The sequence below is a fragment of the Mesorhizobium sp. M1322 genome (genome assembly GCF_040318085.1).
GTDB lineage: Bacteria > Pseudomonadota > Alphaproteobacteria > Rhizobiales > Rhizobiaceae > Mesorhizobium.
In genome coordinates this window covers 48,928-60,629 of record NZ_JAMYLP010000001.1, presented here as the reverse complement: position 1 = coordinate 60,629, position 11,702 = coordinate 48,928, and the positions used below count along the sequence as shown (strand labels likewise).

11 protein-coding genes and 1 riboswitch are annotated in these 11,702 nt (G+C 62.8%); of the genes, 8 read left to right on the top strand and 3 right to left on the bottom strand.

All coding sequences use genetic code 11. The annotated features are described in order from the left end of the window. Window position 1: 1 nt before the first annotated feature. Complete coding sequence (gene phoU, locus NKH12_RS00300; protein WP_352951345.1) at window positions 2-727, top strand: phosphate signaling complex protein PhoU; 726 nt, start codon at window positions 2-4, stop codon at window positions 725-727. A 91-nt stretch (window positions 728-818) separates the two neighbouring features. Further along, on the top strand, window positions 819-1,826 hold the full coding sequence (locus tag NKH12_RS00295) for a magnesium and cobalt transport protein CorA (RefSeq protein WP_352951344.1): 1,008 nt from the start codon (window positions 819-821) through the stop codon (window positions 1,824-1,826). A gap of 116 nt (window positions 1,827-1,942) precedes the next feature. Here NKH12_RS00295 and NKH12_RS00290 read toward each other — a convergent pair whose 3' ends face one another. Beyond that, window positions 1,943-2,461, bottom strand: coding sequence for a GcrA family cell cycle regulator (locus tag NKH12_RS00290; RefSeq protein WP_292590982.1), 519 nt, complete (start codon window positions 2,459-2,461; stop codon window positions 1,943-1,945). Between the two features lie 355 nt (window positions 2,462-2,816). Here NKH12_RS00290 and NKH12_RS00285 point away from each other — a divergent pair, with 355 nt between their 5' ends. The 3 genes from NKH12_RS00285 (at window position 2,817) to NKH12_RS00275 (ending at window position 6,103) form a co-directional block, all read left to right on the top strand. Continuing rightward, complete coding sequence (locus NKH12_RS00285) at window positions 2,817-4,016, top strand: aspartate aminotransferase family protein (RefSeq protein WP_352951343.1); 1,200 nt, start codon at window positions 2,817-2,819, stop codon at window positions 4,014-4,016. Between the two features lie 17 nt (window positions 4,017-4,033). Then, window positions 4,034-4,945 (top strand): ornithine carbamoyltransferase, encoded by a 912-nt coding sequence (gene argF, locus NKH12_RS00280; protein ID WP_352951342.1) that lies wholly within the window; start codon window positions 4,034-4,036, stop codon window positions 4,943-4,945. 123 nt (window positions 4,946-5,068) lie between these two features. Next, on the top strand, window positions 5,069-6,103 hold the full coding sequence (locus NKH12_RS00275) for an Hsp33 family molecular chaperone (protein ID WP_352951341.1): 1,035 nt from the start codon (window positions 5,069-5,071) through the stop codon (window positions 6,101-6,103). Between the two features lie 322 nt (window positions 6,104-6,425). Here the strand turns inward: NKH12_RS00275 and apaG are convergent, their stop codons facing one another. Further along, the gene (apaG, locus tag NKH12_RS00270; protein ID WP_352951340.1) at window positions 6,426-6,818 is read right to left on the bottom strand and encodes a Co2+/Mg2+ efflux facilitator ApaG/CorD; all 393 of its coding nucleotides are present in this window, start codon (window positions 6,816-6,818) and stop codon (window positions 6,426-6,428) included. Between the two features lie 224 nt (window positions 6,819-7,042). On the opposite strand from apaG, the gene NKH12_RS00265 reads away from it, so the two are divergent. Beyond that, window positions 7,043-8,197 (top strand): ceramide glucosyltransferase, encoded by a 1,155-nt coding sequence (locus NKH12_RS00265; protein WP_352951339.1) that lies wholly within the window; start codon window positions 7,043-7,045, stop codon window positions 8,195-8,197. Between the two features lie 49 nt (window positions 8,198-8,246). Here the strand turns inward: NKH12_RS00265 and NKH12_RS00260 are convergent, their stop codons facing one another. Continuing rightward, entirely contained in the window at window positions 8,247-9,437 is a 1,191-nt protein-coding gene (locus NKH12_RS00260; RefSeq protein WP_352951426.1) for an O-succinylhomoserine sulfhydrylase, read from the bottom strand. Between the two features lie 74 nt (window positions 9,438-9,511). Beyond that, window positions 9,512-9,589: riboswitch (SAM riboswitch) on the bottom strand. Window positions 9,590-9,714: 125 nt separating this feature from the next. Here NKH12_RS00260 and NKH12_RS00255 point away from each other — a divergent pair. Together NKH12_RS00255 and NKH12_RS00250 are read left to right on the top strand one after the other, a co-directional pair. Then, entirely contained in the window at window positions 9,715-10,809 is a 1,095-nt protein-coding gene (locus tag NKH12_RS00255; RefSeq protein WP_352951338.1) for a 2'-deoxycytidine 5'-triphosphate deaminase, read from the top strand. Between the two features lie 93 nt (window positions 10,810-10,902). Further along, complete coding sequence (locus NKH12_RS00250) at window positions 10,903-11,676, top strand: ABC transporter substrate-binding protein (protein WP_352951337.1); 774 nt, start codon at window positions 10,903-10,905, stop codon at window positions 11,674-11,676. Window positions 11,677-11,702 lie beyond the last annotated feature (26 nt).

Below are 11,702 nucleotides of genomic sequence, written 5' to 3'. Positions count from 1 at the left end.
CATGCAGTCCGTGCACATCGTCAGCGCCTATGACGAGGAGCTGAAATATCTGTCGAAGCGCATCGCCGCCATGGGTGGGCATGCCGAACGCATGGTCGAACAGGCGATCGCGGCCCTGGTCAACGCCGACCCCGGCCTTGCCCAGAAGGTCATCCGCGACGATGCCGTTTTGGACGAAGGGCAGCGCGAGATCGACGACAAGGCGATCATCATCATCGCGAAGCGCCAGCCGATGGCGACGGATTTGCGCGAGATCGTCGGCGCGATCCGCATCTCGGCGGACCTCGAACGGGTCGGCGACCTCGGCAAGAATGTCGCCAAGCGCGTGGTTGCCGTCACAGAAGGGCGCCAGCCGACCAGCCTGTTCCGCGGCATCGAGGCCTTGGCCGACCTGGCGTTGACGCAACTCAAGGAAGTGCTCGACGTCTACGCGTCGCGCTCGGTGGAAAAGATCGGCTTCGTGCGTGATCGCGACGATCAGATCGACGCCGTGTACACCTCCCTGTTTCGCGAGTTGCTGACTTACATGATGGAAGATCCGCGTAACATCACGCCTTGCACGCACCTGCTGTTTTGCGCGAAGAATATCGAGCGGATCGGCGACCACGCCACCAATATCGCCGAGACGATCTACTACATCGTTACCGGCGACCAGATGCCGGCCGAGCGGCCGAAGGGCGACAAGACAGACAAGATTGTGCTTCCCGCAACGCGACCGGCGAAGTGAGCGGCTGCCTCTCGAACCCATTGCTGATTTAGGCTAAGCTTTACCGAACGTTCCTGATCCTGACCCGAGGCCATGCCTCCAGGAGGTAGCGATGGAAACCGTTCGGAACCTGACGCCGGCCCCGCCGACATCGGGCATCATTGCTTCCAGCGTCTATACCGGCGGCCGGCGTGTCGCCGACATTCCGATCGAGGAAGCTGGCGAATGGGCCAAGAAACCAGGTCATGTCGTCTGGATCGGCCTGCTGGAGCCGGACCGCAACCTGTTGCTTCGCGTCCAGGCGCAATTCCACCTGCACGATCTGGCGATCGAGGACGCCGAGCATCCGCATCAGCGGCCGAAGATCGAGCAATATGGCGATGCGTTGTTCATCGTTGCCCGCACGGCTCAACTGATCGACAGGCGCGTCACCTTCGGCGAGACGCATCTGTTCGTCGGCGCCGGCTACATCGTCAGCGTCAGGCACGGTCCGTCGACTTCTTATGCCGCCGTTCGCCAGCATTGGGAAAGCTGCCCGCATTCGCTGGCCAAGGGTGAGGATTTCGTCCTCTATGCCATTCTCGATTTCATCGTCGACAACTACATGCCGGTGCTCGAGCAGATCGAGGACGAGGTCGAGGCGATCGAGGACAGGGTTCTGCTGAAGCCGATGACCGGCTCCGACATAGAGCGGCTCTACATGCTGCGCCGCGATCTCTTGCGCCTACGCAATGCCGCGCTGCCGCTGGTGGAAGTCTGCCGCCGGCTGACCAGCGCCGACCTGCCTCAAATCCATGCGGCTATGCACCCGCTGTTCCGCGACGTCACCGACCACATCCGCACCGTCCAGGAGAAGATCGACAGCTTGCGGGAGGTGCTCGCATTTGCCTTCGAGGCGAGCCTCCTGGTTGGCCAGAGCCAGGAAACGGCGATCACCAAGAAGCTCGCCTCATGGGCTGCAATCCTGGCGGTGCCGACGGCGCTCGCAGGCATCTACGGCATGAACTTCAACGACATGCCGGAACTTAGGATGGAATATGGCTACCCGGTCGTTCTGGGAGCGATTATTTTGGTCTGCTCGGTTCTCTACTGGCGTTTCCGCAAGAGCGGCTGGCTGTGAAAGAGAAGGGAGTAAGGGAGTAGAGCAGTAAGGGGAGTATGTAGTGCGTTGCCAAGGATCGCACTCACAAAGCCTAATCTTTACCTACTCCCGTACTGCCCTACTCCCCTATTCCCTTATCTACTCCGCCGCCGCTCCGAAGCGGGCTGGAACGCAATGCGGGCGTGGTACTTGCAATAGGGTCCGGTTTCGGCCGCGTCGTTGCCGCAGAAATGGAACTCTTCCGAAAGCGGATCGCCATTCGGCCATTTGCATGTCCGTTCGGTCAACTCGACGAGTTGCAGATGCCGCGAGATCGGCACGACGACGTTCTCGACCGGACGGACGTAATGACGCGCCACCGGTACGGCGTCGAATTGCGCCTGCAGCGCGGTCGCGCCGATCGACGTGGTGATATGCCGCGCAGTGCTTGCCGCCCGCGACACCGATTTCTGGACGGTCGATCCCTGCACGCTCTTCTTCTGGCGTGCCGGCGTGGCGGTCGAGCGTCCGCGGCCCGACAGTTTCAGCCGATGCACCTTGCCGATGACCGCATTGCGGCTGACGCCCCCGAGCTGTGCGGCGATCTGGCTGGCGCTTAGTCCCTCCGACCACAACTTTCTAAGAAGTTCGACCCGCTCGTCAGTCCAATTCATGAGACCGCGCTCCTGCTGAAATGTGCGGCGATCGGAATCCTTCCACGATCCGGCTTCCGCCGGGCAGACACCACATATATCGGGTGATTAGGTCCGCCGCACGAAATCTAGTTATTTCTCGACCTACAATTACCTTATGCGGTGACTCGGTGACAAGAGTCCGAGGGCCAACACGAATCGGTTTTTTCGGTTTTCCCCAACTTGCCCGGTCGCTTATGAGCAGGCGTTTCGCTGGAGAGCTTGCCGCGCGTCCTTGCGCGACGTTTTCGTTGACTTCATGGCCGAAAAACACGATAAGCCGCGAAGGCCGCCGCTTTGGCGGCTTTTTGATTTTCCGGTTCCGGAGACGCATATAATGAGCGGTTCGGCGCTTTTCGAGACCTTTACCCGCGCACCCCTGGCTTTCGACCATGGGGAGGGCACTTGGCTGGTCACCGACAAGGGCGAGAGATATCTCGATTTTGGCGGCGGCGTTGCCGTGAATTCGCTGGGCCACAGCCATCCGCATCTGGTCTCGGCACTCACCGAGCAGGCGGCCAAGCTCTGGCATGTCTCCAACCTCTACGAGATTCCGGGGCAGAGCCGTCTGGGCGAGCGGCTGGTCGATGCCACCTTCGCCGACAAGGTATTCTTCACCAATTCCGGCGCCGAGGCGCTGGAATGCGCCATCAAGACGGCGCGGCGCTACCATTTCGTAAAGGGCCATCCCGAGCGCTTTCGCATCATCACCTTCGAAGGCGCCTTTCATGGCCGCACGCTGGCGACCATCGCCGCCGGCGGCCAATATAAATACCTGGAAGGCTTCGGACCTAAGGTCGAAGGTTTCGACCAGGTTGGCTTCGACGACATCGACTCCGCCGAAAAGGCGATCACATCAGAGACCGCCGCGATCCTGATCGAGCCGGTGCAGGGCGAGGGTGGCATCCGCCCGGTGCCGACGCAGTCGCTGAAGCGGCTGAGGCAGCTCTGCGACCAGCATGGCCTGCTCCTGATCTTCGACGAGGTCCAGTGCGGCATCGGCCGCACCGGAAAGCTGTTCGCGCATGAGTGGGCTGGCGTCACGCCCGACATCATGGCGGTCGCCAAGGGCATCGGCGGCGGCTTCCCGGTGGGCGCCTGCCTCGCCACCGACGAGGCGGCCGTCGGCATGACCGCCGGCGTGCACGGCACCACTTTCGGCGGCAATCCGCTGGCGATGGCGGTCGGCAACGCCGTGCTCGACGTGGTGCTGGAAGACGGCTTCCTGGAGGATGTGCAGCGCAAGGCGTTGCTGCTGAAGCAGGGGCTGGCGGGTGTCGCCGACGAATTTCCTGATATCATCGAAGACATCAGGGGCACCGGCCTGATGCTCGGCCTGAAATGCGCCGCACCCAACACCAAGGTGAACATGGCGTTGCGCGACCAGCATCTGCTGGCGGTTCCGGCCGGCGACAACGTCCTTCGCCTGCTGCCGCCGCTCACCGTCACCGACGCCGAGATCCATGAGGCGCTCGACCGCATCCGCGCCGGCGCCCGGGGTCTGTCGGATGCCATCGCCGCTGCTGCCGCGAAGTAACAGTCGAAAGACCCCAAATGAGCCTTCGCCATTTCACCGATCTTTCCGCCGTTTCCGAGGGCGATCTGCGCTTCATGCTGGACGATGCCGTGGTGCGAAAGACAAGGCTCAAGGCTGGCGAGCGGACAAAACCCCTCGAAGGCAAAGTGCTGGCGATGATCTTCGACAAGCCGTCGACGCGCACGCGCGTGTCCTTCGACGTCGGTATGCGCCAGCTCGGCGGCGAGACCATCATGCTGACCGGCACGGAGATGCAGCTCGGCCGCTCCGAAACCATCGCCGACACGGCCAAGGTGCTGTCGCGCTATGTCGATGCGATCATGATCCGAACCACATCGCATGACCGGCTGCTGGAGCTGACCGAGAACGCCACCGTTCCCGTCATCAACGGGCTGACCGACGACACCCACCCCTGCCAGCTGATGGCCGACATCATGACCTTCGAGGAGCATCGCGGTCCGGTTGCCGGCAAGACCATCGCCTGGACCGGCGACGGCAACAACGTGCTGCATTCGCTGCTGGAGGCCTCGGCGCGGTTCCGCTTCAATCTCAACGTCGCCGTGCCGGAAGGCAGCGAGCCGGCACAGAAGCATGTCGATTGGTCGACGGCGCATGGCGGCAAGTTGCACTTCACCCGCTCGCCCGACGAGGCCGTCCACGGGGCCGACTGCGTCGTCACCGACTGCTGGGTGTCGATGGGCCAGGAGCACCGTGCTCGCGGTCACAATGTCTTCTCACCCTACCAGGTCAATGCGGCGCTGATGGCGAGGGCAAAGCCTGACGCATTGTTCATGCACTGCCTGCCGGCGCATCGCGGCGAGGAGGTCACCGACGAAGTCATCGACGGGCCGCATTCGGTAGTGTTCGACGAGGCCGAGAACCGGCTCCACGCCCAGAAGGCGGTTTTGGCCTGGTGTCTGGGCGCTTGATCCGGGCCACCTTGATCCGGCCCACCTTGATCCGGCCCACCTTGATCCGGCAATGCGTGGTGCCTATCTCAGGCCCATCACGCAAATCGAGCGCGTTTCGACGCATGCGCCCCGGAGGGCGGCATGGCCGCGCCCTGGAGCTTTGTTATGTTGGAAACTCATCAATTGGCTGAACAACAACCCAAACTCGGCGAATTCGGCTACGCCGGTGACGATCATGTCGTGCCCTTCGAGGTCGGCCCGCTCGACGTGCGCGGCCGCACCGTCCAGCTCGGGCCGATGCTCGACGCGATCCTCAGCCGTCATGACTATCCCGAGCCGGTCGCTCGCCTGCTGGCGGAAGCCTGCGTGCTGACGGTGCTGCTCGGCACCTCGCTCAAGTTCGAAGGTAAGTTCATCCTGCAGACCCGCACGGACGGGCCGGTCGACATGCTGGTGGCGGATTTTTCCACGCCGCAGGCGCTGCGCGCCTATGCGCGCTTCGACGCCGACCGGCTGGAGTCACTGACATCTGCCGGCGAGACGTCGCAGCAGACGCTGCTCGGCAGCGGTGTCCTGGCGCTGACCATCGACCAGGGCGCCCACACGCAGCGCTATCAGGGCATCGTCCAGCTCGACGGCGAGACGCTGGAGGAGGCCGCGCGCACCTATTTCCGCCAGTCGGAACAGATCCCGACCGATCTCAAGCTTTCGGTGGCCAAGCTTTTGACGCCCGGCGTCGGCGGTGCCCGCGAGCAATGGCGCGCCGGTGGTATCTTGGCGCAGTTCCTGCCGCAATCGCCGGACCGCATGCGCGTGCCCGATCTTCCGGGCGGCGACGGCGATCCGCGCCAGGAGATCCATGATCCGGCCGACAATTCCTGGCAGGAACTGCTGGCGTTGCTTGGCACCATCGAGCCGACGGAACTGATCGACCCGACAATCGGCGCCGAGCGGTTGCTTTACCGGCTGTTCCACGAGCACGGCGTGCGCGTCTTCGGCGGCGTACCGGTAGCCGATCAGTGCTCATGCTCCAGGGAGAAGATCCGCGGCATTCTCGAAGGCTTCTCCGCCGACGAGATCAGGGACAGCACCGAGGATGGCGGGATTCACGTCGCCTGCGAATTCTGCTCGAAGCAATATGACTTCGACCCGGCGGAATTTGCTGCGGCTCAATAACGAGCGTCGGTGCTGCCTAATCTGTCTGCTGGCATTCTTCCAATGGAGGAATCGCCAAATGGGGAGTGCGGTGCCTTCGCAGAGCTTGGTTTCCTCGCCTCACGAAGTGGGGAGGGGTGGCGCGGCGAAGCCGGGACGGAGAGGGGTCTTCGCGGCGGCTGGGAATTCGCTGTTCAAGGAATCTTGATGTGTCCTTGCCATTGTTAGTCTTGCGCCCATTCTCTTGCCGGTTCTGGGTTCGCGAATGTCGTCCCCCTCTCCGTCCCGGCTTCGCCGGGCCACCTCTCCCCCGCTTTGCGGGGGCGAGGAACCCAAGTGAGCGTCAGTTCACCGTCCGCCGCGAGCCCGGCAGGTCGAGCGAAAAGGCGGGGATGGCGACGTCGAACGTCTCGCCCCGCTTGTTGCGCATCGTGTAGTGGCCGACCATGATGCCGGACGGCGTCGAGAGCGGGCAGCCAGACGTATATTGATAACTGTCGCCGGGGTTGAGTTCGGGCTGGTCGCCGACAACGCCGGCGCCGCGCACCTCCTCGACCCGGCCGGTGCCGTCGGTGATGTGCCAATAGCGTGACAGAAGCTGCACGAATTCATCTGACTGGTTGTCGATGGTCACCTGGTAGCCCCAGACATAGCGGTTCTCCGACGGGTCGGAGCGATCTTCCAGATAGAACGGCCTGACCTGTACTTCGATGTTGCGCGTGACGGCGCTGTACATAAATTACTCCACAATATGCAGACGGAACATTCGACGCTCTCCGCAGTTTGGTCAACGGGGTGCTTCCCGTCATTGCCCGACTCCTTTGCGCGCAGGTGGCGAAGAACAATGTCATTTAAGTGACACGTGACAATGATGGTGTGCAGGGAGGGCGACTCAGCATTCTGTCGAACTGTTGAAACGGCTTTCATGCGGCCGGTTTTTTCTGGAGTGACCAGATATCAATGGAACTGACAGTCACAGCCGCCTTGCTTTCCACAGCTCTGCTTCTTGTCAATCTCGCCAGCATCCTGCTCGCTTCGTTGAAGCTGAAGCGACCTGGCAGGATCGCGCCGCCAGCCGGCAAGGCGCCGCCGGTGTCGATCGTCGTGCCGTCGCGCGGCGTCGAGCCGTTTACCGAGGAAACGCTCGATCGTGCCTTCTCACTCGACTGGCCGCGCTATGAGCTCATCTTCTGCGTTGCCCATGCCGACGACCCGGTGGTCGGGCCGATCACCGATGCGATTGCTCGCTTTCCGGCCGTGCCGGCCCGGCTGCTCGTTGGCGACGACCGCATCAGCGGCAATCCGAAACTCAACAATTGCGTGAAGGGCTGGGAGGCCGCGCGCCACCGCTGGGTCATCCTTGCCGATTCCAACGTCCTGATGCCGAGGGACTATGTCCAGCATCTGATGGCGGCATGGCGGCCCGATACTGGCCTTGTCTGCTCGACGCCGATCGGCTCGCGGCCGGACGGGTTCTGGGCGGAGGTCGAATGCGCTTTCCTCAACACACTGCAGGCGCGCTGGCAATATACCGGCGAGGCGCTCGGCCTCGGTTTCGCCCAAGGCAAGAGCATGTTGTGGAACAAGCCCATGCTCGATGCCAATGGCGGCATCCGTGCGCTTGCCGCCGAGATCGCCGAGGATGCCGCCGCGACCAAGCTGGTCAACGGGCTTGGACTGCGCGTCAATCTCGTCGCCTCGCCTTTCGAGCAGCCGCTCGGCTTGCGCACGCTCGACCAAATCTGGTCGCGCCAAGCCCGCTGGGCACGCCTGCGCCGCGTCACCTTCCCGCTGTTCTTCGCACCCGAGATCCTGATCGGAGCGGCGGCGCCGCTGGCGCTTGCGCTGGTTGCTGCGGCCGGCGCCGGCTTCAGCCTGTCGGCGACCGCCATCGCCGTTCTCGTAGCCGCCTATCTCCCGGAATGCGCTCTCGCCTCGGCCAAGGGCTGGCACCTGTCGCTGCGCATGGTCCCGGCGATGATTGCGCGGGACGTGATGCTTCCCGCCATCTGGGCGCGCGGCTGGCTCAGCGGTGCCGTCGACTGGCGCGGCAACACCATGACCATCCACACCAGCGCCGTTGCGGAATTGGAAGAGACCCCGTCGGGCGCCTGACCGCGCCTGCTTTTGACGATGAGAGCGCCGCCGCCTGGTGCGTATATCCCTATCTGGCGGTTTTCAAAGCCTGCTCGATGTCTTCGAGCAGGTCGTCGGTGTCCTCCAGGCCGACGGACAGCCTGAGCGTGCCCGGCCCGATGCCGAGTTCGGCACGCGCCTCGTCGCTCAGATTCTTGTGCGTCGTCGTCGCCGGATGGGTGATCAGGCTCTTGGCATCGCCGAGATTGTTGGAGATCAACACGACATCGAGCGCATTCTGGAAAGCGAAGGCCGCCTGCTTGCCGCCCTTGACGTCGAGGCAGATCAGCGTCGAGCCGCCTGACATCTGCTTCTTAACGACCGCCGCCTGCGGGTGATCAGCGCGACCGGGATAGATGACGCGGACAATTTCCGATCGCTCGGCGAGGAAGTCAGCGATCCGGCCAGCACTTTCCGTCTGCTGGCGCACGCGCAGCGGCAGCGTTTCCAGCCCCTTCAGCAGCGTCCAGGCATTGAACGGCGACAGGCTGGGACCGGTATGGCGGAAATAATCGTGCAGGTTCTCGTCGATCCACTTCTTGTCCGACAGGATGACGCCGCCGAGGCAGCGCCCCTGGCCGTCGATGTGCTTGGTCGCCGAATAGACGACGATATGGGCGCCGAGCTGCAACGGCTTCTGCTGCAAGGGCGTGGCAAAGACGTTGTCGACGATCAGCCGCGCGTCGATCGAATTGGCAAGCGAGGCAACGGCTGCGATGTCGACGACTTCCAGCGTCGGATTGGTCGGGCTTTCAAGGAAGAACAGCTTCGTGTTGGGCCTGACCGCCTTTTCCCAATTGGCGATTTCGGTGCCGTCGACCAGCGTCGCTTCGATGCCGTATTTCGGCGCCAGCGTCTCGACCACCCAGCGGCAGGAGCCGAACAGCGCGCGCGCCGCCACGATATGGTCGCCCGCCCGAGCACTGCACAGCAACGACGCCGTCACCGCCGCCATGCCGGATGCCGTGGCGCGGGCATCTTCGGCGCCTTCCAGCGCACACATGCGCTTCTCGAACATGTCGACCGTCGGATTGGCATAGCGCGAATAAATGAAGCCCGGTTCCTCGCCCTTGAAGCGGGCCTCCGCCGCCTGCGCCGTGTCGTAGACATAGCCTTGCGTGAGATACATCGCCTCGGAGGTCTCGCCGAAGCCGGAACGCAGCGTTCCCGCATGCACGAGGGCGGTCTGAGGCTTCCAGTTGCGCTTGTTGCTCGTCATCATCTTGTTCCAAACACCAAAAATGGTCCAAACACAAAAAAACCGGCCGCGAAAGTCGCAACCGGTCCATGCGGCCTTTCGGCCCGACGGTCCTTTAGCGACTTGTTTAACGTGGCTGCAAGCCGACCGGCCAAATCACCACGGGATAACGACCCTTTAGACCCGCACCGCGCTTGCGTCAATTGCCGGCATGATTAAGAGGTTTGTACCAGCAGGTTCCGCGGCAAGGAACTGCAACACAACGAGACCTCGCCCGGCCTTCGAGCGGAGCCAGACTTTGCGGCAGACAGGCATTCTTCCCGATCAGGATATTTCCACGCTGTTCCAGTCGGGCGCGCTGAAGTCGCCGCGCGCGCTCGATGCCGACCAGATCCAGCCGGCCAGCCTCGACCTCAGGCTCGGCGACAAGGCCTGGCGGGTGCGCGCCTCCTTCCTGCCCGGCCCCAACCACAGGGTCGCTGAAAAACTCGACCGCCTGAAGCTGCACGAAATCAGTCTCGCCGATGGTGCGGTGCTGGAGACGGGCTGCGTCTACATCGTGCCGCTGTTCGAAAGCCTGGCGCTTCCGGCGAACATTTCCGCCTCGGCCAACCCGAAGAGCTCGACCGGACGGCTCGACATTTTCACCCGCGTGATGACCGATCGCGGCCACGAGTTCGACAAGATCGCCGCCGGCTACAACGGCCCGCTCTATCTGGAAGTCAGCCCGCGCACTTTTCCGATCGTCGTCCGCGCTGGCTCGCGGCTGTCGCAGATCAGGTTCCGCACCGGCAATGCGCTTTTGTCGGAAAGCGAGCTGCACGAATTGCACCGTGCCGAGACGCTCGTCGCCACCGAGCCGCCGAACATTTCCGGCGGCGGCATCGCGCTGTCGATCGACCTCGATGGCGACAAGGACGGGCTGGTCGGCTACCGCGGCAAGCACCACACCGGCCTGGTCGATGTTGACAAGCGCGCCGCACAGGATGTCGTCGATTTCTGGGAGCCGCTCTACAAGAGCGGCGCCGGCGAATTGGTGCTCGATCCGGATGAATTCTATATCCTCGTCAGCCAGGAGGCGGTGCATGTGCCGCCGCTCTATGCCGCGGAGATGACGCCCTTCGATCCGCTGGTTGGCGAATTCCGTGTCCACTATGCCGGTTTTTTTGATCCGGGCTTCGGCCATTCGGCGGCTGGCGGCACCGGCAGCAGGGCGGTGCTCGAAGTGCGCAGCCACGAAGTGCCGTTCATCCTCGACCACGGCCAGATCGTTGGACGGCTGGTCTACGAGCACATGCTGAAGCGGCCGCAGGCGCTCTACGGCACAGATCTCGGCTCGAACTATCAGGCACAGGGCCTGAAACTGTCCAAACATTTCCGCGCCGCGCGCTGATCCCCGATCAATCAGACTGTGCTTGCCTGACCTTGCGGGCCGTGCTTGGCTGTGCCCAACCGTCAAGGTGGTTGAAACCAAGGGAACAAAGAAATGCAGATTTCGAGATGGATCGCATCGGCAGCAACAGCTGCCATGCTGGTGATGGCTGCCGGGTCCTTGTCGGCGCAAGCACAGGAAAAGTTGAAGATCGCCACCGAAGGCGCCTATCCGCCGTTCAACACCATCACCGCGGATGGCAAGCTCACCGGCTTCGACATCGACATCGCCAATGCGCTTTGCGCTCAGATGAAGGTCGAATGCGAACTTGTCACGCAGGACTGGGACGGCATGATCCCGGCCCTCCAGGCCAAAAAGTTCGACGCCATCATCGCATCCATGAGCATCACCGAGGAGCGCAAGAAGCAGGTCTCCTTCACCGACAAATACTATACGACGCCGCTTTCGCTGGTGGCCTTGAAGGACAGCGATATTGCGTCGACCGAACCCGCCGCACTCGCCGGCAAGACAGTCGGCGCCCAGGCTTCGACCACCCAGGCCGACTATGCCCAGGATGTCTATGGCAAGGCCGGCGCCGAGGCGAAGCTCTATCCGACCCAGGAGGAGGCGGTCGCCGACCTGATGAACGGCCGCCTTGATGCCGTCCTCTCGGACAAATTCGTGCTGATGGACTGGATGAAGAAGGCGAGCGAAGGCTGCTGCAAGATGGTCGGCGACGTCAAGGGCACCGAGACCGAAGCCGGTATCGCCGTGCGCCAGGAAGACAATGCGCTGCGCGAAAAGCTCAACGCCGCGATCGATGCGATCGTCGCCGACGGCACCTACAAGAAGATCCAGGCCAAATATTTCGACTTCGATATTTATTGAGAGGTTGAAGCTGCCAATCTCCCCCC

Excerpts from the sequence above, each read along its gene's own strand:
- phoU (WP_352951345.1), top strand. The coding sequence starts at position 2 with ATGCAGTCCGTGCACATCGTCAGCGCCTATGACGAGGAGCTGAAATAT.
- NKH12_RS00265 (WP_352951339.1), top strand. The coding sequence starts at position 7,043 with ATGGAACTGACAGTCACAGCCGCCTTGCTTTCCACAGCTCTGCTTCTT.
- NKH12_RS00260 (WP_352951426.1), bottom strand. The coding sequence starts at position 9,437 with ATGACGAGCAACAAGCGCAACTGGAAGCCTCAGACCGCCCTCGTGCAT.
- NKH12_RS00250 (WP_352951337.1), top strand. The coding sequence starts at position 10,903 with ATGCAGATTTCGAGATGGATCGCATCGGCAGCAACAGCTGCCATGCTG.
- NKH12_RS00285 (WP_352951343.1), top strand. The coding sequence starts at position 2,817 with ATGAGCGGTTCGGCGCTTTTCGAGACCTTTACCCGCGCACCCCTGGCT.
- NKH12_RS00290 (WP_292590982.1), bottom strand. The coding sequence starts at position 2,461 with ATGAATTGGACTGACGAGCGGGTCGAACTTCTTAGAAAGTTGTGGTCG.
- apaG (WP_352951340.1), bottom strand. The coding sequence starts at position 6,818 with ATGTACAGCGCCGTCACGCGCAACATCGAAGTACAGGTCAGGCCGTTC.
- argF (WP_352951342.1), top strand. The coding sequence starts at position 4,034 with ATGAGCCTTCGCCATTTCACCGATCTTTCCGCCGTTTCCGAGGGCGAT.
- NKH12_RS00275 (WP_352951341.1), top strand. The coding sequence starts at position 5,069 with ATGGCCGCGCCCTGGAGCTTTGTTATGTTGGAAACTCATCAATTGGCT.
- NKH12_RS00295 (WP_352951344.1), top strand. The coding sequence starts at position 819 with ATGGAAACCGTTCGGAACCTGACGCCGGCCCCGCCGACATCGGGCATC.